General features: G+C 69.8%; 25 protein-coding genes. 6 read left to right on the top strand and 19 right to left on the bottom strand.

Annotated elements, in window-relative coordinates; translation table 11 throughout:
* Positions 1 to 34 precede the first annotated feature (34 nt).
* From RZO50_RS03610 to RZO50_RS03590, 5 genes are all read right to left on the bottom strand, one after another.
* Positions 35 to 1,258 (bottom strand): MFS transporter, encoded by a 1,224-nt coding sequence (locus RZO50_RS03610; RefSeq protein WP_322598322.1) that lies wholly within the window; start codon positions 1,256 to 1,258, stop codon positions 35 to 37.
* Positions 1,259 to 1,353: 95 nt separating this feature from the next.
* Positions 1,354 to 1,701 (bottom strand): TraR/DksA family transcriptional regulator, encoded by a 348-nt coding sequence (locus tag RZO50_RS03605; protein ID WP_322598321.1) that lies wholly within the window; start codon positions 1,699 to 1,701, stop codon positions 1,354 to 1,356.
* On the bottom strand, positions 1,698 to 2,150 hold the full coding sequence (locus RZO50_RS03600) for a hypothetical protein (protein ID WP_322598320.1): 453 nt from the start codon (positions 2,148 to 2,150) through the stop codon (positions 1,698 to 1,700). Before RZO50_RS03600 ends, RZO50_RS03605 begins: the two co-directional genes overlap by 4 nt.
* A 100-nt stretch (positions 2,151 to 2,250) precedes the next feature.
* Entirely contained in the window at positions 2,251 to 3,120 is an 870-nt protein-coding gene (locus tag RZO50_RS03595) for a hypothetical protein (RefSeq protein WP_322598319.1), read from the bottom strand.
* Positions 3,117 to 3,803 carry a hypothetical protein gene (locus RZO50_RS03590; protein ID WP_322598318.1) on the bottom strand — a complete coding sequence of 229 codons (687 nt, stop codon included), beginning with the start codon at positions 3,801 to 3,803 and terminating at the stop codon, positions 3,117 to 3,119. Before RZO50_RS03590 ends, RZO50_RS03595 begins: the two co-directional genes overlap by 4 nt.
* A 37-nt stretch (positions 3,804 to 3,840) precedes the next feature.
* On the opposite strand from RZO50_RS03590, the gene RZO50_RS03585 reads away from it, so the two are divergent.
* Both RZO50_RS03585 and RZO50_RS03580 read left to right on the top strand, forming a co-directional pair.
* Positions 3,841 to 4,179 (top strand): hypothetical protein, encoded by a 339-nt coding sequence (locus RZO50_RS03585; protein WP_322598317.1) that lies wholly within the window; start codon positions 3,841 to 3,843, stop codon positions 4,177 to 4,179.
* A 13-nt stretch (positions 4,180 to 4,192) separates the two neighbouring features.
* Complete coding sequence (locus RZO50_RS03580) at positions 4,193 to 4,414, top strand: hypothetical protein (RefSeq protein WP_322598316.1); 222 nt, start codon at positions 4,193 to 4,195, stop codon at positions 4,412 to 4,414.
* An 84-nt stretch (positions 4,415 to 4,498) separates the two neighbouring features.
* Here the strand turns inward: RZO50_RS03580 and RZO50_RS03575 are convergent, their stop codons facing one another.
* On the bottom strand, positions 4,499 to 5,062 hold the full coding sequence (locus RZO50_RS03575; protein WP_322598315.1) for a carboxymuconolactone decarboxylase family protein: 564 nt from the start codon (positions 5,060 to 5,062) through the stop codon (positions 4,499 to 4,501).
* A gap of 136 nt (positions 5,063 to 5,198) precedes the next feature.
* Here RZO50_RS03575 and RZO50_RS03570 point away from each other — a divergent pair, with 136 nt between their 5' ends.
* Positions 5,199 to 5,813, top strand: a complete 615-nt coding sequence (locus tag RZO50_RS03570) for a TetR/AcrR family transcriptional regulator (protein ID WP_322598314.1) — start codon at positions 5,199 to 5,201, stop codon at positions 5,811 to 5,813.
* A 7-nt stretch (positions 5,814 to 5,820) separates the two neighbouring features.
* Here RZO50_RS03570 and add read toward each other — a convergent pair whose 3' ends face one another.
* The 7 genes from add to RZO50_RS03535 form a co-directional block, all read right to left on the bottom strand.
* Positions 5,821 to 6,855, bottom strand: coding sequence for an adenosine deaminase (gene add / locus RZO50_RS03565; protein ID WP_322598313.1), 1,035 nt, complete (start codon positions 6,853 to 6,855; stop codon positions 5,821 to 5,823).
* A gap of 46 nt (positions 6,856 to 6,901) precedes the next feature.
* Positions 6,902 to 8,467, bottom strand: a complete 1,566-nt coding sequence (locus RZO50_RS03560; protein WP_322598312.1) for a GMC family oxidoreductase — start codon at positions 8,465 to 8,467, stop codon at positions 6,902 to 6,904.
* Positions 8,468 to 8,657: 190 nt separating this feature from the next.
* The gene (locus tag RZO50_RS03555; RefSeq protein ID WP_322598311.1) at positions 8,658 to 9,272 is read right to left on the bottom strand and encodes a thiamine pyrophosphate-dependent enzyme; all 615 of its coding nucleotides are present in this window, start codon (positions 9,270 to 9,272) and stop codon (positions 8,658 to 8,660) included.
* On the bottom strand, positions 9,269 to 9,769 hold the full coding sequence (locus tag RZO50_RS03550; RefSeq protein WP_194423283.1) for a thiamine pyrophosphate-binding protein: 501 nt from the start codon (positions 9,767 to 9,769) through the stop codon (positions 9,269 to 9,271). Before RZO50_RS03550 ends, RZO50_RS03555 begins: the two co-directional genes overlap by 4 nt.
* 139 nt (positions 9,770 to 9,908) lie before the next feature.
* On the bottom strand, positions 9,909 to 11,291 hold the full coding sequence (locus tag RZO50_RS03545; RefSeq protein WP_322598310.1) for an NtaA/DmoA family FMN-dependent monooxygenase: 1,383 nt from the start codon (positions 11,289 to 11,291) through the stop codon (positions 9,909 to 9,911).
* Between the two features lie 2 nt (positions 11,292 to 11,293).
* Complete coding sequence (locus RZO50_RS03540) at positions 11,294 to 12,793, bottom strand: aldehyde dehydrogenase family protein (RefSeq protein ID WP_322598309.1); 1,500 nt, start codon at positions 12,791 to 12,793, stop codon at positions 11,294 to 11,296.
* Positions 12,794 to 12,900: 107 nt separating this feature from the next.
* Positions 12,901 to 13,440: a YaeQ family protein gene (locus RZO50_RS03535; RefSeq protein WP_322598308.1), complete on the bottom strand. Its 540-nt coding sequence runs from the start codon at positions 13,438 to 13,440 to the stop codon at positions 12,901 to 12,903.
* 81 nt (positions 13,441 to 13,521) lie between these two features.
* Between RZO50_RS03535 and RZO50_RS03530 the strand changes: the two genes are divergently transcribed.
* On the top strand, positions 13,522 to 14,580 hold the full coding sequence (locus RZO50_RS03530; protein WP_322598307.1) for an adenosine deaminase family protein: 1,059 nt from the start codon (positions 13,522 to 13,524) through the stop codon (positions 14,578 to 14,580).
* Between the two features lie 18 nt (positions 14,581 to 14,598).
* Here the strand turns inward: RZO50_RS03530 and RZO50_RS03525 are convergent, their stop codons facing one another.
* The 3 genes from RZO50_RS03525 to RZO50_RS03515 all read right to left on the bottom strand — a co-directional run bounded on the left by RZO50_RS03525 (position 14,599) and on the right by RZO50_RS03515 (position 18,371).
* Positions 14,599 to 15,450 carry a nitroreductase family protein gene (locus tag RZO50_RS03525; protein ID WP_322598306.1) on the bottom strand — a complete coding sequence of 284 codons (852 nt, stop codon included), beginning with the start codon at positions 15,448 to 15,450 and terminating at the stop codon, positions 14,599 to 14,601.
* Between the two features lie 42 nt (positions 15,451 to 15,492).
* Complete coding sequence (locus RZO50_RS03520) at positions 15,493 to 16,863, bottom strand: amidohydrolase family protein (RefSeq protein WP_322598305.1); 1,371 nt, start codon at positions 16,861 to 16,863, stop codon at positions 15,493 to 15,495.
* Between the two features lie 104 nt (positions 16,864 to 16,967).
* A complete protein-coding gene (locus RZO50_RS03515) occupies positions 16,968 to 18,371 on the bottom strand; it encodes an HNH endonuclease signature motif containing protein (RefSeq protein ID WP_322598304.1) in 1,404 nt (467 codons plus the stop codon).
* A 202-nt stretch (positions 18,372 to 18,573) separates the two neighbouring features.
* On the opposite strand from RZO50_RS03515, the gene RZO50_RS03510 reads away from it, so the two are divergent.
* Complete coding sequence (locus tag RZO50_RS03510; protein ID WP_322598303.1) at positions 18,574 to 18,963, top strand: DUF2510 domain-containing protein; 390 nt, start codon at positions 18,574 to 18,576, stop codon at positions 18,961 to 18,963.
* 26 nt (positions 18,964 to 18,989) lie between these two features.
* Here the strand turns inward: RZO50_RS03510 and RZO50_RS03505 are convergent, their stop codons facing one another.
* Complete coding sequence (locus RZO50_RS03505) at positions 18,990 to 19,535, bottom strand: DUF2087 domain-containing protein (RefSeq protein ID WP_322598302.1); 546 nt, start codon at positions 19,533 to 19,535, stop codon at positions 18,990 to 18,992.
* Between the two features lie 89 nt (positions 19,536 to 19,624).
* Between RZO50_RS03505 and RZO50_RS03500 the strand changes: the two genes are divergently transcribed.
* Positions 19,625 to 20,881 (top strand): maltokinase N-terminal cap-like domain-containing protein, encoded by a 1,257-nt coding sequence (locus RZO50_RS03500; RefSeq protein WP_322598301.1) that lies wholly within the window; start codon positions 19,625 to 19,627, stop codon positions 20,879 to 20,881.
* 22 nt (positions 20,882 to 20,903) lie between these two features.
* On the opposite strand, the gene treS is transcribed toward RZO50_RS03500, so the two are convergent.
* Positions 20,904 to 23,201 carry a maltose alpha-D-glucosyltransferase gene (treS, locus tag RZO50_RS03495; RefSeq protein WP_322598300.1) on the bottom strand — a complete coding sequence of 766 codons (2,298 nt, stop codon included), beginning with the start codon at positions 23,199 to 23,201 and terminating at the stop codon, positions 20,904 to 20,906.
* 90 nt (positions 23,202 to 23,291) lie between these two features.
* On the bottom strand, positions 23,292 to 23,876 hold the full coding sequence (locus RZO50_RS03490; protein WP_322598299.1) for a helix-turn-helix domain-containing protein: 585 nt from the start codon (positions 23,874 to 23,876) through the stop codon (positions 23,292 to 23,294).
* Between the last annotated feature and the right edge of the window lie 3 nt (positions 23,877 to 23,879).

Genomic DNA, 23,879 nt, shown 5'->3' with positions numbered 1-23,879 from the left:
AGATCGTGCGCTCGACGCCGGAGGGGCGGTGCGGTCAGGGTCGCCGGGTGAGGGCGCCGACGCCGATGCCCAGCGCGGCGAGCACCGCGGCGGCCGCGACCACCAGGCCGAACGCGGCGGCGGATCCGCCCTCCGCCGCGAGCGCACCGCCGAGCGAGGTGCCGACGGCGACACCCATGACCACACCGCTCCCGGTCAGCGTCATGAGGATTCCCGCACGCCCCGGCTGAGCGATGGACCCGGCGACGCTGAAGATGGTGAGCAGGGCGGGTCCCTGGAACGCGCCGGCGATGATCGCCCACACCAGGAGGATCCACACGTTCGGCGCGAGCATCATCCCGACCGCGCCGAGCGCCATCCCGGCGCCGGCGATCACCCAGCGGGTGGGGAAGCCGATCCGGTCGGGGAGAGCGACCATCGCCACGGTCGTCGCCGCCGACCCGACGGCCATCACGGCATAGAGGAGGCTCCCCGAGTCGCCGAGCCCGTTGGCGAGGGCGAAGGAGGTCAGGCCTGCTTGGCTGGCGCCGAAGAAGGTGCCCATCGCGAGCATCCCGCCGAGGACGAGTGCTCCGATGGCACGCCGCGCGGTGGTCGAGAGGGGGAGGGCCGTGTCGGGCGAGGCGTCCGTTGCGGCGTCGTCGCGTCGGATCGTGAAGCGCGCGGACGGATGAAGGGCGAACTGCGTCACGAACACGGCGATCAGCCCCGCGGCCGACAGCAGTGCCACCTCCGGGGAGACAGTCACGGCGAGGATGCCGACCAAGGCGGGACCGACGATGTACACCACCTCATCGGTGACGCCCTCGAACGCGAACGCCGCCGACAGGTCATCTCGGCTCATGGCCATCCACCGCACCCGGGAGAGGGGACCGACCTGCGGCAGCGACAGCCCGGTGGCACCCGCGAGCGCGATGATGAGGGCGTCCGGAGCCTCGGCGATCGTGGTGACGAAGGTCACCGCGAACACGACGTTCAGGACGACGCCGGCCAGGAGCACAGGTCGCTGGCCGAACCGGTCGGTGAGCGCGCCGCTCGTGGGGGCGCCGACTGCCTCGCCGAGCGCGGCCGCGGCCGCCGCGACGCCGGCGAGGGCGATCGACCCCGTGGAGGCCGTGGCGAGAGTGAGGATCGCCAGCGGCATCATCGACAAGGGCAGGCGGCCGAGCGACGTCGCGATGAGGTAGCCCCAACCGGCGCGGGCGGGGAGGACGCGGTACGCCGCGATCGCGGATCGCGCAGAAGCTCCTGAAGACATGGTGGGTCGCTTTCTGATGCCTCCCCCGGCCCGGAGGACATCTGCTCCCACTGCTGTTGTCGTCGTGCCGATCCTATCGGAGAGGCGCAGGCGGGTCAGCGTCCGGATGCGGCGGCGCACGCGACGCATTGCGTGGCGTCCGGGCGGGCCTCGAGCCGCGCGGTCGGAATGCCGCGGCCGCAGGTGCGGCAGACCCCGTACGTACCCGATGCGTGGCGACCGAGCGCCGCGTCGATATCGTCCAGCTCGGCCCGGGCGGCGGCGCGAAGGCCTTCGAGGCGCGACCACTCCGCCGACAGCGTGACACCTTCGGGGTCGTGCTCGTCATCCGCCGATTCGGCGCCGCGGTCGCCGCGGAGTGTCGTGATCTCGGCGGTGAGGTGCGCGAGTCGGCGCGCGACGTCGTCGCGTCGGCTTCGGAGTCGTGCGAGGTGGTCGGTCACGGCATCGATGCGCCGTCGTCGCCGACGAGGATGAGAGAGACCGCGGCGGGGGAACCGTCGAGGATGTAGGCGTGCGCCTCGGCGGCGTAGACCCCCTCGAGGGGCGTATCGAGCTCGATCTCATCGGTGAAGTCGTCGCACGCGATCTCGCGCGTCTCCTCTGTGCGTCCGTCGGTGTTCCATGCCGACCACGTGAAGGCGACCGTGCCGCCACCCGTGCAGGCGTGTTCGAACCCTGTGACGGCGATCCCACCCAGGTTCGGAGCCGAGAGCGTCAGGCCCTCTTCCGCGATCCCGGCCTCGAGGCTTGCGATGATGTCGGTGCGTTCGCGGTTCTCGTTCCGGACGACGTTCATCCAGGAGGTCGGGTCGACCGTGGTGGGGGAGCAGCCCGTGAGGGCGAGGGCGCCCGCCAGCCCGATGATCGTTGTGGTCAGAAGACGTCGCATGCTCCGACCTTATGTCGCGCCCCCGACGGTGTCGGCGGGGGCGCGGCAAAGGGGGGGAGTTCGCCAGAGCGTCGAGCTGTGGTGAGCCGGAACGGAGCGGTCAGGAGTTCCCGTCGAAGGCGAGGGAGTCCGGGATGAAGAAGCGAAGCGGGACGAGGTCGGTCCGTCGCACGGCTCCGTCGCTGCGCGCCACGAAGTCGGCGAATCCCATGACGGCGAGTCGTCCGTCGGGACGGGCGAGGAAGACGTTGTCGACGACGGGCAGGAGTGCGGCGGTGCCGCTCAACCAGGTCGCGAACGTGACGGCGGTGCCATCGTCGAGTTCTTCGAGGCGAGGATCGAGCACGCGCACCTCGCTCTCGTCGAGGACTTTCGCCTGTTCCCGATACGCCCGGATTCCGAACTCCCGCGTCACGCGCGCGATACGTGTGCGGAGACCGGGGAACCTTTCCCGCCAGGGCAGAGGCGTCCAGACGCCGTCGGTGAAGGAGAGCGGGTGGATGCTGGCGAGCGGCGCCCCGGCGCGGATCAGCTCGTCGGCGACATCGAGTGCATGTCCGAAACCCTCCTCATCGGTCGCACCTAAGACGATCGATCGCGACGGCGACAGGGGAAGGAGGGTGAGGTCTCCGACGATGTCGAGATCCGATGCGCGCGAAGGATCGAGCAACAGGGCCGCGATCTGACCCTCGTCAGCGAGCTCGATCGTGCCCGCGCCGGTCAGCGTCGTCGTCGGCGTTCTCGCAAGCGCGACCTGGAGGACCTCCTGGAACGACACGTCCCAGCCGTGCACGCGCGCGTTCGTGGCGAATCCTTCACCCGCGATATGCACGCCGACCGACGCTTCGGCCCCGGCGTGCGCGATCGCGGGGTTGTCGGCCTCGGGCAGCGTGCCGGCGAAGATGCCCAGCTCGGCCGCGTCGAACATCAGAAGGCGGAGTCGGTCGCGCGCGTCGGCGAACGAGGTCATCGGGCGGTGTCTCCGAGGCGTGGCCGGAGTTGTTCGCGCACATCGTCGATTGTCGCCGGGGTCGCGGTCCATCGTGTGGTGTCGGCATCCTCGAAGGTGATCTCGTAGCGGCCCGTCGGCCGGTCGAGCTGCACGAGTATCGCCACCGGTAACGCGGCGTCGCCCGGGTAGCGCATCCGCAGGTACTCCGCCACGGCCGGGGCGATGGCGGAGGGCCGCGCCGCGGTCGCCTCGACGCCGCCGTCCGGGAGGTAGGCGAAGCCCGACGTGCCGCTCACGCGCGATCCCCGCAGGTTCACGACGATCGCCAGCGACGACCAGTCCGCGCCGACCCCGCGGAGGTTGTCCACCAGCGTCCGCAGCAGAGCCGCGCGGGGGTCGTCCGCTGTGTCCTCAGGGGCTCGACGCGTCTGTGCCGCGGCCCCGGCGGCCGCGTGCGAACGTGAGGATTTCTGGACCTGGCGGAGCTTCGCGAGCGCGTACGCGAGGGCCTCTGGTTGGGAGGCGAATTCTCGATACGTCCTTTCGAAGGCATACCCTCGCTCGTCGGAGACGAAGACAGACCACGCGCCGTCCTGTTGCCGGATGACAACACTGTCCATCTCCGGATCCCGAGAGCGGTCGAAGATCGGGGTGTCGAGGCCTTCGTCCTCCACGATGCGGAGCAGGTCTTCGCGGTTCATCGCTCACCTTCTGTCGCGGTCGATTACTGTGACGATTATGACGTCGGAGAAGGGCGATCCGTCCGGGGAAGCTCCGTCGGATCCGGCGATGGTGGACCAGGCGGTGATCGCGTACGTCGGATACGGCCGGTCCCGAACCCCTGCCGCGGATGCCGATGCGGTGCTCCGGCTCGCGCCGACCGGGGGTTCGGATCTTCTGGCGACGGTCACGCGCATCGTGCGAGCGAGCGACGGTGTGCGCATTCGGCGGGAGGAATTCGGAAACGAGGACAAGTCGATCCGCTTCTCGCAGGAGTTCGAGAGGATCTGGCCCGGCCTCGGCGCCGAGGCGCTACGCGCACTGTCGTGGCGCTGGGCATACAACAAGTTCTTCTGAACCGGGAGGTGCGATGAACGGCACGAGACCGGGCGCGTGCGAGGTCTGCTCTGCGTTCTGGGTGACCCATGTCGGCCACTTCGACACGCTCGGCATGAGCCAGGAGTTGATGGCGGAAGTGTGGCGGTGCCGCGCGTGTGGGGCGTTCTGCGAGGTCGGCGATTTCGGTCGTCCGCGGGTGATCACCCGCGAGCAGGCGCGTCGCGCGCATCCCGATCTCGACGCACGTCCGTAGACCTGCTGAGGGCGATCGCGGGAGGGCGAGCCCACGTGCCTGTGGGCGCGCCCCCGACGGTGTCGGCGGGGGCGCGCATCGCGGTCAGACCGCTGAGTCCACGCCCTGCCAGATGTACTTCTGGTTCATGGCGTCGATCGGCGTCTTGGCGAGGTGGTTGGTGTAGTTCGACATGACCTTCTGTGCCAGGCCGAGGACGACCTCGAGCACCTGGCGCTGCGTGTAGCCGGCGTCGAGGAAGGCCTGCACGGTCTCGTCGCTGACCTCGCCGCGGTCGCGCACCATCGCCAGGGTGAACGTGCGCAGGGCCTCGAGGTGCTCGGTGGGCAACGGAGTGCCGTCGCGCAGCGCGTCGGTGATGGCGTCGTCGACGCCCATCCGCTTGGCGATTCCGGTATGCGCGGGCACGCAGTAGTGGCACCGGTGCTCGACGTTGATCGTCTGCCAGACGACGGTCAGTTCGTCCTTGTCGAAGCTGGAATCCATGAAGAGCCGGTGGAGGTTCTGGTAGCCCTCCAGCAGGCCCGGCGCGTCGGCCATGACCGCGTGCAGGCCGGGGATGCGCCCGTTCTGCTTCTGCGAGGCCGCGAGCAGGGGCTTGGCCGCCTCGGGTGCGGTGGACTCGTCGTGTCGGGTGAATTCGACCAATGCTCTCTCCTTCGTGTGGGGGCGGGAGCGCGGTTCCGTCGCGGATGCGCCCTGTTCTGTACCGAACGGTAACACGTTGGATCCGCGCTCGTACCAATCGGTACACAATCCCGTGCTGGTCCTCTACGATGTGCGCATGGCAACGCAGGAATCCGTGACGGTCGGTCGACCGCGTCTCTTCGATGAAGACGTGGTGCTCGGTGAGCTGACCGGTCTTTTCTGGCGCCACGGCTACGCGCAGACCTCCATGTCCCAGATCGTCGAGATCAGTGGCATGCACAAGCCCAGCCTCTATCGCGCGTTCGGTTCCAAGGACGAGCTGTTCGCTCGCGTGCTCCGGCGCTATCTCGCGGAACGGATGGGCGCGTTCGCGGCCATGATCGATTCCTCCGGGTCCGGGCCGGAGGCCGTGCATCGGTTCCTCGATCTCTTCGAGACGGACGCCGTTTCGGCCCGCGGGCGCGACGGCTGCCTCATGGTGATGGCATCGAACGAGCTGCGCGGACACCTCCACGAATACGACTTCGCGGCCGACTACCGGGAGCAGATGCGTGCGTGCCTATCCGTCCTGGTTGCGCGCGCGTGCGGAGTGGACGAGGCCGCAGCGGCCGGCGCCGAGGTGGTCCGCACGCGGACCGACCTCCTGACGACGTATCTGCTCGGGATGCATGTGATCATGCGGTCCGGCGCGCCGGCATCCGAGATCCACGATTTCCTGCGAGCCCTCCACCAGACCGTCGATCTCTGGTGAGGTCCGGTCAGCGCAACGCGGACAGCGCGAGGATCTGCGCGTCTACGTCGGCGAGCATCCGTGCCTTCTGATCGTCGTCGCACCACGCGGCTTCGAACCCGGCGCGGGCGATGCGGGCGGCATCCGCGTCGTCGAGACCCATCGCCGGTAGCGCGTGGGTGTACTCGCGGCCGATGTCGGTCTTGAAGAACACGGCGTCGTCGGTGGCGAGGGTGACGGGAAGGCCAGCGCGCACCATCTGTGCGATGCGGTGCTCGGGGGCGAAGTCCCAGTGCGAGAGCATGTGCGTCGAGTGCGGCGTGCAGGTGAAGGGCGCCCCGGATGCGAGGGCGCGCGCGAGGGCGTCCGCGTCGTCGACGACACGGTAGCCGTGGTCGACCCGGTCGACGCCGAGGGTCTCGATCGCGTCGACGACGTTCCAGGGCGAGGCGTTCATGGTCTCGCCGACGTGCGCGGTGCGCTTCAGGCCGTGGCGCCCGGCGAGCTCGTACGCCTCGCGGAAGCGGAGGGGGTCCTCGGTGAGTTCCGGCGTCAGGTCGTCTTGTCCGATGCCGACCACGACGTCGCGGGGGTGCGCCAGGACGGTTTCGACCATCGCCGTGGCCGCCGCGGCGGGAAGCGAGCGGTTGATTGCAGCGACGAGGCGGAACCCGACGCCGAAGTCGCGCTCGGCCTGCGTGAGCCCGTCGGTGATCGCGTCGATGAGGCTCGGATAGTCGATTCCGCGGGGCGCGAAGTTGTCGGGGTTAATGAAGTACTCGCGGTAGCGGAGGTTGCCGTCGCGCACGCCGTCTTCGACGCCTTCGTAGGCGACCCGCGCGATCTCGTCACCGGTGGTCAGCGCCAGGTGCGCGGCGTTGAAGACATCGAGGAAGTCGGGAAGCCCCTCGTACTCGAGCAGCGCGTCGAGGTCATCCGTCTTGAGGGCGACATCGTGCTTCGCGGCGAGTTCGATGAGGGTCGGAACCCGCATCACCGATACGAAGTGGCAGTGCAGTTCGGCCTTGGGGAGCAGTCGCAGGTAGTCGGTGGTGGACAGCATGGGGGTCCTTCTCTCGAGTCGGGGTCGCGGAGAACGGTTCGGAGTATCAGTCTGCCCGCAGCAGGTCGGCTGCGCGTTCGGCGATCGCGACGGTCGGTGCCTGGGTATTCGCGGTGGGGATGACCGGCATGACGGAGGCATCCGCCACCCACAGACCCTGGAGACCTCGGACCGCGAGCGACGGATCGACGACGGCCATCTCGTCGGTTCCGATGCGGGCGGTGCCGGCGCAGTGGAAGAACGAGCCGATGTTCTCGCGCACGAAGCGCACACGGTCCGGGCGCGAGGTCATCGACGCCGGCGGGGTGAGCGGCCCCTCGGCGAGGTCGGCATAGGCCGAGGTCGCGACGAGGTCCTGCACGGCGTCGAGTGCCTCGACCATGGCGGCCAGGTCGGTGGGGTCGGCGAGGTAGTTCGGCTGGAAGTCGGCGGGAACCGTCGGATCCGCCGAGCGCGAGCGCACCCATCCGACGCTGCGTGACCCGTACAGTCCGGGAACGAGTGCGAAGACGCGGTTGCCCGACAGGTCGTGGCGGGCGTGCAGGGCGTCGTCGCCGCGGGAGCCGTGCGCGATGACGGTGTGCAGGTCGGGCCCGGCCTCGGCGTACGAGCTGCGCCAGTTGACCATCGCGCCGCCGCCGTTGCCGAGCACGGCGCCGAGGTCACGTCGGGCGCGGAAGTTCACCCCGAGGATCAGCGGGTGGTCCTGGAAGTTCTCACCGACGCCGGGCAGGTCGTGGCGGGCCGGGATGCCGGCCTCGCGCAGGCGGGCCGGGTCGCCGATCCCCGACCGCTGCAGCAGGCGAGGGGTGTCGAGCGCGCCCGCCGCGAGCACGACGCGTGCGGCACGGGTGGTGGTGAGCGCACCGTCGACCTCGTGTCGGATGCCGGTGGCGACCGTGCCGTCGAGCACGACGTCGTGAACCGGACTGTCCACGAGGATGTGCAGACCCGGTCGGGCGAGGGCGGGTTCGAGGTAGGCGCGGGCGGTGCTCCACCGTTCGAACGAGCCGTCGGCGCCCTCGATCGCATTGTAGTCGGCGTAGACCGCGCCCTCGTTCGAGGCGGCGTTGGCGTCGTCGATCACGGGAAGGCCGCGCTCGCCGGCCGCATCCATCAGCGCGTGCGCGATCGGATGCACGCGCGTGAGCGGACCGACACGCATGGGGCCCTCGAGCCCGCGGAACGCCGGGTCGCCGCCGGGGCGCGCCTCGGAGCGGCGGAAGTAGGGGAGGAGGTCGTCGTACCCCCAGCCGATCGCGCCGGCCGCGGCCCAGGCGTCGTAGTCGGCGCGCGCGCCCCGGTACCAGAGCATCGCGTTCGTCGAGGAGCTCCCGCCGAGCACGCGTCCGCGCGGCATGGCGATCGCGCGCCCGAGCACGTGGTCGGTGGGGGTGGAGGCGTAGCCGTGATCGTAGGGACCGCCGATCATGGCATCCCAGTGCGCGGCCTCGAGGATCTCGCTCACCCCGCTGTGCGAGGGACCGGCCTCGACGAGGAGCACCGTCGCATCCGGGTCCTCCGACAGGCGGGCGGCGAGGACGCATCCGGCCGCGCCGCCGCCCACGACCAGGTAATCGTAGGAGGCGGCGGGTGCGGTGACGAACGGCATCAGGCCGCCATCCTTCCTCCGGGCATGGTGCGGCGATCACCCTCCCAGGCTGTGTCCCCGCCCCGGCGCCAGGGTGCGTCCCCGCCCCGGCGCCAGGGTGTGTCCCACTTTCTGCTGCTCGCGGGGGGTGTTGAGCGCAGAAAGTGGGACATGGCGGTGGTGGGAAGGACACCGAGGCCGGTATGCAGCATCAGTTGTGCTCGCTCGGGCCCATGATCGTGATGCCCTCGGTGGCTTCGACGTGGCGGACGAAGATGTACTTGTCCTCGCGTCCATCGGAGTGCTTTCGCTTGATGCCGGGCTCGAGGATGCCGTCGGTCTTCGCCACGACGATGTACGGCTCCTCGGCGGCCAGTCCCGCAGCGCAGTGCTCGTCGAACTCTTCGAGCGTCTGCGCGGTGAAGGCCTTGTCGACGCCGGCGCCGCGGGCGATCGCGGCGAGGTCGACGCGTCCGCCGTTGGTGTGGGTGCGGGGCCCGCCGATGGACTGGTACTGCTCGTTGTCCCACACCACGATGAAGAGGTTCTTCGGCTGCTCGTTGCCGAGGGTCGCGAGGATGCCGAGGTTGAACAGCAGCCCACCGTCGGTGTCGAGCGAGACGATCTGGCGGTGGGGGAGTCCCACGGCCAGGCCGAATGCCTCCCCGGAGACGCATCCGAGCTGCTGCTGGAACAGGCTCGCCTCCCGCATGTGAGGCGCGGCGTTGTACCACTCGTCGACGGCGCCACCGAGCGAGAGGATGACCAGCTCGTCCTGCAGGCGCGCGGCGAGCAGCTTCATGGCTTCGAAACGGGAGTAACTCATCGGACCAGACCTCCTCCGAGCACGACGGCGGCGTGGTGGTACGACGCGTAGGCGTGCTCGTACGCGTTGACCACCGCCTGCTCGATCTCGTCGACCTCGCGCACGATCGTGTAGGGGGTGCGCAGGGTCTGCAACAGCGGCTCCATGGTGATGCCGTGGGGGATCGCCCACCAGTTGTTCTCGCCGAGCTCGCCGCGGTAGCTCATGATCATGACGACCGGGATGCCGGCGCCGAGGCCCAGGCGGGCGAGGTGCTCGGTCGCGGCACGCAGACCGGAGTTCTCCATGACCAGCACGGCGCGCTTGCCGGAGAGGAACACGCCGCCGGCGATCGCCGCGCCTTCGCCCTCGTTGGTGACGGGGATGGTGCGGATGTCGGCGTCGGCGTCGAGCGCCGGGTACAGCTCTTTCAGCAGCGAGTCGGGGAGGTAGGTGGCGACGCTGACGCCGGCGCGCTTGAGGCCCCGGATCACCGCCTCGACGGCTTCGGCTTTCATTCGGTCTCTTCTCTTGCCCGCGGTGTGCGGTTCGGGTGGATGGTGCCTGCTCCGCAGTCGGTTTCTGCGGCCGACTGGAGGGAGGAACCCACAGTTCCTGACTGCGGAGCAGGGGTCGTACGGGTCGTCGTCGTGCGGGTCAGGCGGGGTCGGATGCGGCGCTCGCCGTCAGGCGGTGCGCGCGGTGGTCGGGGGCAAGTCGCGCCCGCCCGGTGAACCGCTCGCGCAGGGTCGACGCCGGAGCGCTCGCGCGTCCGCGCTCGACGAGGAGCGGCAGCACCAGCTCGATGAACGCGCGGTACGAGTCCGGCCCACCGAAGGTCGGCTCGAGCATGAGGCCGTCGATGCCGGATCCGTCGATGATGGCCTCGATCTCATCGGCGACCTCGACCGGGTTCCCGGTGATCTGGAAGCCGCGGATCGCCTTCGTGCGGAACTGGTCCAGCACGCCCCGCACTCGCACATCCGGGTCGTTCTTGGCGTAGCGGTCGACCAGGGTCTGGCCGTAGTCGGTACGCAGGTCGACCAGACGCGTGTCGGGGTCGACGCCGGTGAGGTCGATGCCGGTGATGCCGGCGAACATCACCGCGGCGTCGTCGATGCCGAGGAGTGCCTCGTACTCGGCGCGCAGGGCGAGGGCCTCTTCGGTGGTCGGCGCGACGGTGACGGTCATGCCGCTGACGACTTTCACCTCGGCGCCGTCGCGACCGTGTGCCTCCGCCTTCGCGCGGATGTCGGCGACGTGCGCGGCGGCGGATGCGATCGACTGCCCCTGGATGAACACCGCCTCGGCGTTGCGCGCCGCGTAGGCCCGGCCGCGGTCGGAGGTGCCGGCCTGGAACAGGACGGGCGTGCGCTGCGGGGTCGGTGGCACGGCGAAGATGCCGTGCGAGCGCTGGTATGCGCCGTCCACCTCGACCCGGTGCAGCTTCTCCGGGTCGGCGTACAGGCGCTGCGCGCGGTCGCGCAGCTCGGCGTCGTCGTCCCAGCTGTGCTCCCAGAACCGCAGGCACGTGTCGAGGAAGTCGTCGGCGGCGTCGTAGCGCTGGTCGTGCGTGAGCTTCGCGGTCACCCCGAAGAGTTCATCGGTGGTGGCCTGCGAGCTGCCCGTGACGATGTTCCAGCCGATGCGCCCGCCGGTGAACCGGTCGAGCGTCGCGAAACGGCGGGCGGTGGCGTAGGGCTTCTCGACCGTGGTGGGAGAGGTGACGACGAACCCGATGTTCTCGGTCGCCTGCGCCAGTGCCGGGATGGCGAGCATGGGGTCGAGGGCGGGGAACTGGATGCCGTGGGCGGCGACCTCGTTCGGCATCTTGCCCTCGAGGGTGGCGTAGCCGTACGTGTCGGCGAAGAACAGGAAGTCGAATCCCGCCTCGTCGAGCATCGCGGCCAGGTCCACCCAGTAGTCGAGGCGGTCCCAGTCGTCCCCGCGGCCGCGCGGGTCGGTCCAGGTGGGCATTCCGTTGCTGGGGTTCATCATCTCGAACGCGCCCAGCAGGATCGGCTTGGTCGTGTCGCTCATCGTCAGATCACCATCGCCACGGTCTTGGTCTCCAGGTAGTTCTCCAGCCCCTGCGGGCCGTTCTCGGTTCCCCACCCGGATTCCTTGTGGCCGCCCTTGGGAAGCTCGGGTCCGAGGAAGGAATGGCAGTTGACCCACACGGTTCCCGCTTCGAGCTGCGCGGCGACCCGGTGGCCGTTGCTGAGGCCTTCGGTCCAGACGCTCGCGGCGAGGCCGTAGCGGGAGTCGTTGGCCCACGCGACGACTTCGTCGAGCTCGTCGAACGGGGTGACCACGGCGACGGGCCCGAAGATCTCCTCCCGCATGAGCGGCATGTCGGCGCGCACGTCGGTGAGGACCGTCGGCGTGTAGAAGGTCCCCTCGCGCGTGCCGCCGGTGACCACGCGGGCGCCGTCGGCCGCGCCCGCGTCGACCAGGGAGGCGACGCGTTCGGCTTGGGGGGTGCTCACGAGCGGACCGAGGTCGGCGTCGGGGTCGAGGCCGTGTCCGAGTCGCAGCTTCTCGCCCGCTGCGGCCATCCCGTCGACGACGCGGTCGTAGACGTCGCGGTGCGCGTAGACGCGGGCGCTGGCGACGCACACCTGGCCGCCGTTGTCGAAGATGCCGCGCGAGACGCCCTCGATGGCTGCGTCGATGTCGGCGTCGGGGAGGATCAGCGACGGCGACTTTCCGCCGAGCTCCAGGGTCAGGCGGGTGAGGTCGGCCGAGGCGGTCTGCACGAGGCGCTTGCCGACGGCGGTCGAGCCGGTGAAGGCGATCTTCGCGACATCCGGGTGTTCGACGAGGGCCTGGCCCGCTTCGGCGCCATAGCCGCTGACGATGTTGACGACGCCGTCGGGAACCCCGGCGCGCTGCAGGAGCCGACCGAGGAATGCCGCGGTGAGGGGGGTGTTCTCCGCGGGCTTGAGCACGATGGTGCAGCCGGCGGCCAGGGCGGGGGCGAGCTTCATCGCGGTCATGATCAGCGGTGAGTTCCACGGCACGATCGCTCCGACGACGCCGACGGGTTCGCGGCGCGTATAGGCGAAGAGCTCCTTGCCGGCGGGCGTGCGCGAGATCGAGGTGGGGATGGTCTGCCCGAAGATCTTGGTGGGCCACCCCGCGTAGTAGCGGAACTGGTTGATCGCGGCGGGCACTTCGCCGAAGCGGGAGGTGCGCAGGTTCTTGCCCTGGTCGAGGGTCTCGAGCTCGGCGAGGTCGTCGAGGTGTTCCTGCATGAGGTCGGCGATGCGCCAGAGCATGGCGCCGCGGTCCGCGGGGCTCATCCCCCGCCAGTCGGGGCGGTGCAGCGCGTCGCGCGCGGCGGCGACGGCGTGTGCGACATCGTCGGCTCCGCCGCGGGCGACGGAGGCGAGCACGTGTCCGGTAGCCGGATCGACGGTGTCGAAGGTCTCGCCGGACGCGGCGGCCTGCCACGATCCGCCGATGAGCAGGCGGCCGGGGTCGTCGGCGAGGAATCGCGCGACGCCGTCGCGGAGCGTCGGCGGGGAGGGGGGAGTCATGCGGGCACCTCACGTCGGGGGCGGGGGTGCTCATGATGCTATACAGCAATCATTGATTGCTTGTAGCTATCAGGTTTCGTGCGTGTTTCGGGCCGCGGCCCACCGCCTCAGACCGCGGCGACGGAGTGGATGTCGGAGGAGAGCGTCTCCCCGTTCAGCTCGAGATAGACGTGTCGTTCGGTGACCGACAGGCTCATCGTCGTGCGGCGTTCGATGTGCGCGGATGCCGCCTCCAGGAACCCGCGGTCGAAGCTGTGCACCAGGATCTCGGCCCCGCGATGGATGCGCTTTCCCTGCCAACTCGCGACGAGCTTGGCGGGATCCCGGTGGGTGTACACGGCGACGTGGCCGGCCTTCAGGCTGCCCTCGTGCAGCCGCGCGGCATCTGGCGCACCCACTTCGATCCACCCCGTCAGCGCGCCGGTGGCATCGCGGACGACGATCGCCGGCTCATCGGCGGCCGAGATGCCCTCGGTGAACGCGATGCCTTCGGCGAACTCCAGCCCGTAGGCGAGCACGCGCGTGAGCATGTAGACGTCGGTTTCGGACGGATGCCGAGCCACCCGGAGTGACAGCTCGTCGTAGACCCCGCGATCCACATCCGCGAGTGTCACGGTGAAGGTGTGGATCGTCGCGCCGGCAGCCATCCCGTCAGCCTATGCCGCAACACCCCGGACACATGTCGCAGGTAGACCTGATCTCGCCCCCCCAGAACCCGAGGACCCGCCATGATCTCCTACCCCGACTATCTGCGCCTGTTGCCGAAGGCCGAACTGCACTGCCACCTCATCGCGCTCATGCGCCCCGACATGCTGCTCGCCTTCGCCGACCGCAATGGCGTCACTCTGCCCTCCCGCGACATCGACGCGCTCATCGATTCCGACAACCTGCAGGACTTTCTGGCGTTGTTCGTCACGGCCAATGACGTGCTTCGGACGCAGGACGACTTCGCCGAGGTCGTATACGAGGGGGTGAAGGATGCCGTGCGCGCCGGCAACCTGCGCTACCGCGAGTACTACGTCAACTCGCAGAACTCGAGCGCCTCCCTGTCCTATCCCGACTTCATGGACGGCATCATCGCGGGTCTCCGCCGGGCTGAGGACGAGTTCGGCGTCGGGTTCCGCATCGTCAACGCGATCAACCGATCGCTGTCGCCCGAGGCCGCCGTCGAGATGGTGCGCGAGATGATCCGTCACCCGCGCGCGGAGGTGGTCGGCATCGGGCAGGACCACCTCACCGCGGCGGGCGGGGAGGACCCGGGGCTGTGGATCGACGCCTACCGGCTCGCCGCCGAGCACGGTCTGAAGCGCACCGCGCATGTCGCCGAGACGATGCCGGCCGAGCCGGATTCGGTGCGTGTCGCGCTCGACCACCTCGACGTGGACCGCATCGACCACGGATACCGTGCCGTCGACGACCCGGACGTGCTCGCGTACCTCATCGCATCCGGCACCCACGTGGCGTGCACCCCGATCTCCACTCAGGTGCTCTCCGGGTGGGCCCCCTCGCCGGATCACCGCATCGCGACGCTCATCCGCGAGGGCGTGCCGGTGAGCTTCTCCACCGACGACGCCGTGTTCTTCCGCACCGACCTCGGCCGTGAGTACGTCGACGGGCTGACGGGAATGGGGTTCGGCCCCGAGGTCGCCAAGCAGATCTCGCTCGCGGGAATCGACGGGGCATGGTGCGACGACGCGACGAAGGCCCGGCTGCGCGCGGACTTCCGCGCGCAGCACCTCGTGCTCGACGCGCTGCTCGACCCGACGGTGTCGAGCGGAGACCGCTGACCGCCGCGGTTGGCGACTCTAGATCGAGGGCAGGCCGCGCTGCTCCAGGGCCTCGCGCATCACGTGGCGACCGTGCAGGCTGGCTTCGTCTCGCACCCGCGCGAGCACGGCCGGCGTCCACGGCCGCGCCGTGCCCTGCGAGGCGTAGTAGGCCGAGAGGGCGTCGTCGTACGCGTCGATCGCTGAGTCGGAGGGGATCGTGTACGTCTCGCGGTGGCGCACGACATCCTGCGGGAGGCGGGGCTTGACGCCGGCGGTGTCGTCGGGATCGGGGTGTCCGATGGCCATTCCCGCGACCGGGAACGCCCCGGCGGGCAGGTCGAGGAGGTCGCCGAGGGCGAGGGGATTGTTCCGCACCGACCCGACGTAGGTGATGCCCAGGCCGAGCGACTCGGCCGCGATCGCGGCGTTCTGCGCGGCGATGCCCGCATCCACGAACGACACCAGCGTGCTCTCGAGGTAGTCGATGCCGGCCGTGCCCGCGTCGCGCTGCTCGGCGATGACGCGGTTGCGTGCCCAGTCGGCGACGAACACGAGGAACACCGGAGCCCGGCGAATGAACTCCTGGTCCCCGGAGAGTTCGGCGGCTGCCGCCTTGCGCTCGGGGTTGCGGATCTCGATCACCGACCACGACTGCATGTTCGAACTCGTCGATGCCGATTGCGCCGCCGCGATGATCGCGGTGATCGCGTCGTCGGAGACGTCTTCGGGCGTGAAGCGACGCACCGAGCGGTGTCGCAGCTGGAGAGCGATGACGTCGTTGACCGATTCGAGGGTGTCGGGAGCCGCATCCCCGTACCGCGCCCCGAGGCTCTCGTCGATGGCGTCGGCGTCGGGGGCCTTCGGGGTCGTCGTCGCAGATTCGGTCATGTCATGGACGACGATAACCCGCCGTCAGGTATTCCCTCGACGTCAGTGGAACAGACCCTCGGGGTCGCCGTGGGCGTCGAGCCACTGCTGTCGGCGCTCGAACAGTCCCGGCACGAGGGTGCGCACGCGCGCGATGAGTTCGTCGACGTCGGCGGTGACGAGCTCTCCGCCGCGCACGACGATGTCGCCGGCGACCATCGTCATGTCCACGTCCGACCCGCGGACGGCGTGCACCAGGTTGTGGTGGATGTTGGCGTGACCGCCGGCGGGGAGGAACGGCGTCATGCGCGGGGTGTCGGTCCGCACCGCGACGAGGTCGGCCTGCAACCCGGGAGCGATGCGACCGAGCCGGTCGCCCTGACCGATGGCGGCGGCCCCGCCGCGGGTGGCCATGTGCATCACCTGCCACGAGTCCATGGCGGCGGCATCCATCGACCGGAGCTTGCCGAGCAGCGAAGCGACCTTCATCTCCTCGAACATGTCGAGGTTGTTGTTCTCCTTCTCACCGTCGGTGCCGAGGCCGACATTGACCCCGGCGGCCAGCATCTCGGCGACCGGTGCCATGCCGCTGGCGAGCTTCATGTTCGAGATGGGGTTGTGCGAGACGCCGACACCGCGCTCGGCGATCAGATCGACCTCTGCCTGATCGAGCCACACCGCGTGCGCCAGCATCGCGCGCGGGGTGTCGAAGAAGCCGTGCTTGTCGAGCGCGAAGATCGGGCGCATCCCGTATCGGCTGTCGAAGTCGGCGAGTTCGATCTCGGACTCGCTGCAGTGGGTGTAGATCCCGGTGTCGAAGTGGCGGGCCATGTCGATCGCGCGTTTCTGCCCGGCCTCGTCGGCGTAGAACCAGTGCTCGAGGCCCACCCACGGCATGATGCGGCCACCGGCGGCGCCGGCCCACTCCCGCAGCATCCGCTCGTTGTCATCGAGGGTGTCGAAGTAGTCGAAGTCCGGGTGCTCGCCGACGTAATTCACCGTCACGACGCGGTTGCCGAGCCCCTGGGCGGCGCGCGCGGCGCCGTCCATGTACCGCCACATATCGACGACGGTCGTCGTGCCGGACAGGAGACCCTCCGCGTAGCAGAGCCACGCGGCCGCCTCGGCCTCGTCGGGCCGCAGCACGCGGTGCATCGGGTCGATGTGCAGCCGCAGCCACTCCCACACCGGCAGGTGTTCGGCCGTACCGCGCAGCATGCCGGAGTGGTGGTGCGCGTTGATCAGGCCGGGAATGAGAACCCGGTCGGTGAGGTCGACCCGTTCAGCAGCGGGATGCTGCGCCGACAGATCAGCGACCGGCCCGACGGCGCTGATCGTGTCGCCGGTCACGACCACGGCGGTGTCGGTGAGGACGTCGAGGGAATCGTTCATGGTCACAACGGCGTCGGGGACCAGCAGACGGGAAGCGTTCATCGGCATCGATAGTAAGAGGCAATCGTGTATTGCTCGAGGCAATCGCGTTTCGATGGTGTTTCCCGCCCCCCCCCGTCGTCCACAGGCGGCGCGGCGGCATCGAATCAGAACGGCGCGGCGGGCGGTGCTGACGTGCGAGTCGGGCCGGGTGGGTCGGGGGAGAACATCACTCGAGGTGGAGGCGTCTCGATGTGGCGGAGCCCCGAGGGCGCGATGAAGTGAAGGGTGCCCCCCGGGCGTTGCGTGACCGTCCACGGTGTCGCGTGCTTCAACGTGTGATGCCGTCGACAGAAGGCTCCGACGTTGTCGACGTCGGTTCGGCCACCGTGGGCATGGTCTTTCCGGTGATCCCAATCGCACTCCCGGGCGGGACGCCGACATCCGGGGAATCGGCAGTGCACATCGCGGGCGAGGAGGTAGCGCTTCTGCGCCGAGGTGATGTGGCGGCGGTCGACGCTGAGGACAGCCCCGGTGATGGGGTCGAGGAACACCCGGTCGAAGCCGGGAGCGTGTCCGGCGAGCACCTTCGCCGTCTCCGGGTCGACAGCGCACGCCCCGTCGAGCTGCGCCCCGCCGGAGGTCGTGCCGGCGAGGGTGGACGCCGGGACGGTGAGCTGCACGTGCGCTCGAATCGCCCCCAACCCGCCTTCGACCGTGTCGCCGATGGGGTCGATCGTCGGCGCGGCGGTGAGAAGCATGTCCATCAGCACGTCGGTGCGGATCTGATCGATGCCGCGCTCGTCGACCCCGATGTCTCGACGGGGGCTTCCGGCCGCGTCCGCGGCGGCCCCGCCCGGGGCGGAACGGGCGGTGACGGGGTCCTCCGCCGGAGGGTCGACGGTGCGGCGCGCGGCGCGATCCGCATCTCTGATCGCGCGTGCCTGGCGGGTCAGTCGGTCGTGAATACCGTGGATCTCGGTCACCGGTCCGATCGCTCCGAGCATCGCCATCCCGTCGCGGAGGTCTTCGACCCAGACCCTCCGCGTGAGTGCCGCCGCGTCGTGGCGCTCCTGGATCGTCTTCGGGTCGTGCTTCTCGGCGACCTGCTCGGCGAATGTCCGAGTGCGCGCCGCGGTCGTGGTCTCGGCGTAGGCGAGAACGTCGCTCTCGTATGCGGAGCGGGCCTCCGGGTCCTCGAGCTCGGCGCCCCTCTCGACGATGACAGTCAGGTGGCGCTGGGAGATTCGACCCTCGCGCAACGCGTCGTAGCTCGCGGGAAAAAGGGTCACCGCGCGATGAGCCTCGAACAGCCGTGACTGCAGCACCCGATCGCTCTCCCGGGTGGCGGCCCCGATCTCCGCCGCCATCGCGCGAAGCGGCATCTCACGTTCTTTCGTCGACGCATCACGCAGACGCTCTGTCTGCTCGACGGTGAAGGCATACGCCTCCGCGTGCAGAGCTGTCTCCTCGGCGAAGATCCGCGCCTTCACCGCGGCGATCTCCCTGGCGCGCAGCGCGAACCGACCGGTCTTCGCCGCGTCAGCGGGGTCGTGCGCTTTCGAAGTCATCTTCACCTCGGGACTGGGGTCTGCGCTTCCAAGTGTAGAACAAAACAACGAGTAACGCCATGTTTCCCGACAATCCCATCGAACAAATCTTCCCATCGGGTGTGCGCGGCTCACCCGTCCCGCGAGCGCCGGGGAGGCGATGTCCGCAACCCCGCTACGGTGGGCAGGAGCCGGATCGGGGGATCCGGCGGACGGGGGAGTCATGGCGAATGCGCAGGCAGGCTGGTACGACGACGGCACCGGGCAGAAGCGGTGGTGGACCGGCGAGAAGTGGACCGACGACATCCAGCCGCCCCCGCCGACGGAGCCCGGCATCGGCGGGATGATCAGCCGCGCGCAAGCGGATGCGGTCGCGGGCGCCCAGCCCCGTCCCGCACAGACCGGGATGAGCTACGTCGTGCTGCAGGTCGTCTTGAAGGAGAAGTTCTTCGGCTCCGGGTCGAACAACCTCGTCGAGCTCGAGGGCGTCATCAACCGGCAGGCTGCGCTCGGCTATCGACTCCACACGATCAGTACCGCCTCGTCGGGCAGCACGGGCTTCGGTGGCGGTGACCGCATTCAGGCGACCCTGGTCTTCGAGCGCCTGGTCTGAGCGCCTGCTCTGAGCTCCCGCTGCGGTTACCGCTCCCCGGGTGCGGGCAACGCGTACTCCGTGCCGGAGGGGGTGCGTTCGATCAGACCGTGATCGACGAGGTGGCGGCGCAGGATCGCGACGTCGTGGGCGTGGCCGCTCAGCCGGGCGTTGAACTGCTGCTCGGACAGGACCTCTCCGGGGTCCAACACCGAGGGTGCGACCCAGGAGAGCAGTTCGGCACGCACCTGCGGATTCGATGGGTACACCGCAATGCGCCCGCCGGCGTCGAAGAACCGCGCGAGACCCGTCGGTTTGGGCGGTGCGGGTGCCGCGGCGAGGAGATCGGCGAACACCGCGTTGTCCGCCGCAAGACGCCCGTTCTGCTCCCGAACCAGGCCGGACTGCGTCAAGACCCTGGTGATCTGCCGACGCCGAGACGGCGACAGGGTCTGCAGGGTGGCGCTGTGCACGCCGAGGGTCAGTTCCGCATGGACGCGTCGCGCCGTCTCATTCGCCAGGGCTGCGACCACCGCACGCCATCGGTGCGGCGCGACCTCGACGGCCTCGCCCGTGTCCGCCGGCTCGCTCATCCCTCCACGCTAGGCGGTGCAGGGTGGCACGCGATGCCCGCCCGCGTCCACCCCTTGTGTCGCGCCCCCGATACGCGTCACGGTAGAGCGTGGACTTCCTCGATGCGCTCGCGACCTGGATGACGACTCAGCGCTGGTACGCCGGAAAAGGGCACCAGTCGCGCTTGAGGATCCTCGACGCGCAACCCGGACCGGCCGGCAGCACGCGCTACCTCGTGATGGACGACGCCGGGACGCTCCCGACGCTCTACCACGTCCCCCTCGTCGCGGCCGGACCCGACGACGTCGCCGACGTGGTCGACCCCGCGGAGGGGCGCGCCTACGTCGACGCGGCGCGGCAGCACGACTTCGCGGTCGAATCCCTCGCGGAGATGGGGGTGGATGTGCGCCGCATCACAGGGGCGCGCGTGCTGACGGGGGAGCAGTCGAACACCTCGATCGTGTTCGAGGAGCGCGGCGAGCCCACCATCATCCTGAAGCTGTTCCGCACCCTCCACCACGGCGAGAACCCCGACGTCACGGTGCAGCGCGCCCTGAGCGTCGCCGGGTCGCCCTACATCCCGCGGTTCTTCGGCAGTCAGGATGCGTCCTGGCCGGATGTCGGGCGTGAGTCCGGTTCGGCGCAGGGCACGATCGGCTTCGCACAGGAATTCCTGCCCGGCGTGCGCGACGGCTGGGCGATCGCGCTGGAGGCCGCCCGCGACGGCCGCGACTTCACCGAGGCGGCCCGCGACCTCGCGATCGCCGTCGCCGGCGTGCACGGCGCGCTCAGCGTCACCCTCGAGACGACCGAGGCGGCCCCCGATGTGGTGGCGGCGATCGGATCCGCGTGGGGTCGCCGGTTGCGGATCGCGGCGTCCGAGGTGCCCGCGGTCGCGGATCGCGTCGACGCGATCGACGCCGTCTACCGCGCCGCCCTCGACGACGAGTGGCCTCAGCTGCAGCGCATCCACGGTGACCTGCACCTCGGTCAGGTGCTCGCCGTGCCCGGGCGCGGCTGGCGCCTGGTCGATTTCGAGGGCGAACCGCTGCGTCCGATGGAGGAGCGGGCGATCCCCGACCTGCCGCTGCGCGACGTGGCCGGAATGCTGCGGTCGTTCGATTACGCCGGCGCGGTCGGCGGCGGCGCAGACGCGGCCACCTGGACGGCCGACTGCCAGCGCACCTTCATCGACGCGTACGCGACCGCGGCCGGCTCCGCCGACCTCGACGGGACGCTGCTGCGCGCGCTCGTGCTCGACAAGGCCGTGTACGAAACCATCTACGAGGCCCGGAACCGCCCCGACTGGGTCGCCGTTCCGCTGGCCGGGATCGACGCGGCGCTCACCTTCCGCAACGCCGTCTGACGACCCTCCGCGCGGGCGGCGGTCACCCCGTGGGCGCCTCCGGCGCATCCAGCAGGAGGAACATCGCCCCGTAGGGCGGCAGCGACACCGAGAAGCTGTGCAGGTCGTCGACGTGGCCGACCGTCTCGCCGCTCGCGCCGTCGACGACCTCACAGCCAGGGGTGAGGTGCTCGGAGTGCACGGTTCCCTCCGTCGGCTCCCCGGCGAAGTTCAGCACGGTCACCTGCAGCGGCGCCTCGACCTCGGGGTCGCCCTCGTCGAGGCGGTGCACCAGCACGAGCATGCCCGCGTGCGCGACCTGCGGGATGTCCACCTGGGTGGCCGTCGCGATCCCGTGACGACGGCGCAGATCCAACACTCCGGCCAGACGCGACGCGAACGACTCCGCGTCCTCCAGCTGCGCCGGGAGCGGACCGTACAGGGCGCGCGCCCGCGGCATCCCCGCCGCCGATCCGGTCGCCTTCGGGGCCACATCGAGCAGGTCGTGCGCGCCGCGCTCGATCCACCGGGTGTCTCCGGATGCGACGAGGTCGGCGACCTCGTCGGGCGCGACGGTGAGCATGCCGGTCAGATCCCACCCCGACAGGGCGAACACGCCCGGCTGCCAGGCGTTGTACGCGCACAGGAGCAGGTGCGCGTCACGGATGACGGGCACGTCGGCGTCGGTGATCTCCTCGAGCGATGCGAATCCCCGCGTGGCGGCGATGAGCGACGTCGTCGTGCAGGCGATGCCGTTCTGCGTGAACACGCGGTTGTAGTCGGCGGTGCCGGTGAGGCTCTCGGTGAGCTCGGCGCGGACGGTCTCGGCCAACTCGCCACCGGTGATCTCGCCACCCCGGAACCGGTACAGGTCGTCGGCGTGACGCGTCGCCCAGTGCACCAGCTCGTAGGTCAGCTCGTCGTGGTTCTGCAACCCGTGGACGAGCTGCACCGGTTCGACACCCAGCTCCAGCGAGGTCGTCAGCGCGAGCCGGAGGAACTCCGTCTGCCCGGTTGCGAGCGCATGGTGGTAACCGGGCCGTCCCACGAAGTCGTACGAGAGGTCGGCGCCGACCGCGCCGGTGTCGCGGATGTCTTCCATCGTCAGGTTCAGTTCCTGGAACGTGAACCCGCCCACCTTGCGCACCATGCCACCGATGATGTGGTTCGCCGCGTGGGACAGCGGGTGCCCCTCCGACCACGCCGGCAGTCCCTCCGCGCTCTTCTCCACACCGAGGAAGCCGTTTGCGTCGAGCCGCAGCGCCGTGGTGCCGAGCTCGCCCAGCGAGTGCAGCGCATCCCCGATGACCAGACGCATACCGGCGAACGTGGGATCGAGCCAGTTGATCGAGGGCTGTCCCTGCTTGAAGTAGTGCAGGTACACCCAACGCCGGGTGACGCCGTCGGGCCCGGTGACCGGTGCGGTGACGCTCCAGTTCGTCTCCTTCACCCCGGGGGTGTAGAAGATGACCCGCTGCAGCGCACCGATGATGTACCCGCGCTCTGCCAACTCGTGCTCGGTGTCGGGATCGAGATTGATGCTGTCGACCTCGCCCGGCACATCCGGCAGCAGACCCCAATCCTCGGGCTGGATCTCGACCATGTGGTAGATCCCGGGGTAGTCCTTGTAGCCCATCTCGGCCAGCCGGAAATCCGCGCCTTTGCCGGTGTGGCCGGGCACGATGTCGTCGATGATGCTGCCGCCGTGGCTCTCGGCGGCGTCGCACAGTGCGCGGAACTCATCGTCGGTGCCGAAGGTGGGGTCGATCTGCGTGCTGATGCGATCGAAGTGCCCGTCGACGCTGGGCGTGTCGACCCATCCGGCGATCCCGCCGGCCCGCTTGACCGGACCCGTGTGGATCGCGGTGATGCCGATGCGTTCGAAGGTCGCCCACAGCTCCTCTTCACCGAGCGCCGACAGGAAGGACTGCCCCTGACGGGTGATGAGCGAGATGGGGTAGGCGGTGAACCACACATCGGTCGACGCGATCGCGCGCCGCGCGTCCGGCCGGGCGTACGGGTTGCGCCACATCGCCGGCTGCCCCGACACCTCGCGCGCCAGCACGTCCGCGTCGTGCAGCATCGACTGGTTCACCAGCCAGTCGACGTAGCGCGGATTCGTGCCGTTCGCGGTGCGCGGGTCGGTCGCCCGGCGCCGCACCCCGCCGCGGCGCAGCTGATCGCGCGGCCGCAGCCGCCGGGGGCGAGCCGGATACCGCTGCTCGTCGTAGGTGATCTCGGGCTGGTCGACCTCGGACTCCGCCTCGGCCAGCTCACGCAGCCCGGGCAGGTCGATGGGGCCGGTGTAGAGCTCCTCCGGCCGATGCTCGTCTCGCGCCATGCGTCCAACCTACGGATGATCGCGCTCGGAAACGAGGAGTCGACACCCCGCGCCGGACACGATATGAGCGGTGCGCGGATCGGCGATCGATCAGGTGCCGGCGGTGTAGACGAGGGCGACGCGTGCCGACCCGTCGCCGCGCGACTGCCAGCGGTTGCGGAGGGCGCCCGGATGCGCGATGGCATCTCCCTCGCTCAGCTCCCAGATCCCGAGTCCCTCGATCTCGAGTGCGAGGGACCCCTCGATCACGTAGTGCACGACCTCGCCGTCCGACTCGAACCAGTCGCCCACCCGCTCGCCGGGCTTGACGAGGTACTCCTGCAGCGAGGTGGCACCGGCGTGGATCACCCGCGTGTGGGCGGTGTCCGGCGCTTCGGAGACCGGCACCCAGCGCGCGTCGGCCGCACGCGAGACGTGCACGACCTCGGGGTCGGGGTCGGCGGGGAGCAGCGCCGACGGCGACATGCCGAGCGCGGTCGCGATGCGGTACAGCGTGATGAGCGAGGGCATCGTCTGCCCGCTCTCGATCTGACTCAGGAACGGCTGGCTGATCTCGGCGGAGGTCGCCAGCGCCCGCATCGAGAGCTTGCGCTCCGACCGGGCTTCGCGGATCGCGCGCCCGAGACGGTCGCCGATCAGCTGATCGATCGAGGCGGAGGGGTCGCTGGCGGGCACCGC

The sequence above is a fragment of the Microbacterium xanthum genome (genome assembly GCF_034531355.1).
GTDB classification, from domain to species: Bacteria; Actinomycetota; Actinomycetes; order Actinomycetales; family Microbacteriaceae; genus Microbacterium; species Microbacterium xanthum.
Note: the sequence above shows the minus strand (reverse complement) of the source record. Positions and strands in the feature narration are given on the sequence as shown.

Coding starts and splice junctions, on each gene's coding strand:
- RZO50_RS03610 (WP_322598322.1), bottom strand. CDS start 1,258: ATGTCTTCAGGAGCTTCTGCGCGATCCGCGATCGCGGCGTACCGCGTC.
- RZO50_RS03600 (WP_322598320.1), bottom strand. CDS start 2,150: ATGCGACGTCTTCTGACCACAACGATCATCGGGCTGGCGGGCGCCCTC.
- RZO50_RS03595 (WP_322598319.1), bottom strand. CDS start 3,120: ATGACCTCGTTCGCCGACGCGCGCGACCGACTCCGCCTTCTGATGTTC.
- RZO50_RS03590 (WP_322598318.1), bottom strand. CDS start 3,803: ATGAACCGCGAAGACCTGCTCCGCATCGTGGAGGACGAAGGCCTCGAC.
- RZO50_RS03585 (WP_322598317.1), top strand. CDS start 3,841: ATGACGTCGGAGAAGGGCGATCCGTCCGGGGAAGCTCCGTCGGATCCG.
- RZO50_RS03580 (WP_322598316.1), top strand. CDS start 4,193: ATGAACGGCACGAGACCGGGCGCGTGCGAGGTCTGCTCTGCGTTCTGG.
- RZO50_RS03570 (WP_322598314.1), top strand. CDS start 5,199: ATGGCAACGCAGGAATCCGTGACGGTCGGTCGACCGCGTCTCTTCGAT.
- add (WP_322598313.1), bottom strand. CDS start 6,855: ATGCTGTCCACCACCGACTACCTGCGACTGCTCCCCAAGGCCGAACTG.
- RZO50_RS03560 (WP_322598312.1), bottom strand. CDS start 8,467: ATGCCGTTCGTCACCGCACCCGCCGCCTCCTACGATTACCTGGTCGTG.
- RZO50_RS03555 (WP_322598311.1), bottom strand. CDS start 9,272: ATGAGTTACTCCCGTTTCGAAGCCATGAAGCTGCTCGCCGCGCGCCTG.
- RZO50_RS03550 (WP_194423283.1), bottom strand. CDS start 9,769: ATGAAAGCCGAAGCCGTCGAGGCGGTGATCCGGGGCCTCAAGCGCGCC.
- RZO50_RS03545 (WP_322598310.1), bottom strand. CDS start 11,291: ATGAGCGACACGACCAAGCCGATCCTGCTGGGCGCGTTCGAGATGATG.
- RZO50_RS03540 (WP_322598309.1), bottom strand. CDS start 12,793: ATGACTCCCCCCTCCCCGCCGACGCTCCGCGACGGCGTCGCGCGATTC.
- RZO50_RS03535 (WP_322598308.1), bottom strand. CDS start 13,440: ATGGCTGCCGGCGCGACGATCCACACCTTCACCGTGACACTCGCGGAT.
- RZO50_RS03530 (WP_322598307.1), top strand. CDS start 13,522: ATGATCTCCTACCCCGACTATCTGCGCCTGTTGCCGAAGGCCGAACTG.
- RZO50_RS03525 (WP_322598306.1), bottom strand. CDS start 15,450: ATGACCGAATCTGCGACGACGACCCCGAAGGCCCCCGACGCCGACGCC.
- RZO50_RS03520 (WP_322598305.1), bottom strand. CDS start 16,863: ATGAACGCTTCCCGTCTGCTGGTCCCCGACGCCGTTGTGACCATGAAC.
- RZO50_RS03515 (WP_322598304.1), bottom strand. CDS start 18,371: ATGACTTCGAAAGCGCACGACCCCGCTGACGCGGCGAAGACCGGTCGG.
- RZO50_RS03510 (WP_322598303.1), top strand. CDS start 18,574: ATGGCGAATGCGCAGGCAGGCTGGTACGACGACGGCACCGGGCAGAAG.
- RZO50_RS03505 (WP_322598302.1), bottom strand. CDS start 19,535: ATGAGCGAGCCGGCGGACACGGGCGAGGCCGTCGAGGTCGCGCCGCAC.
- treS (WP_322598300.1), bottom strand. CDS start 23,201: ATGGCGCGAGACGAGCATCGGCCGGAGGAGCTCTACACCGGCCCCATC.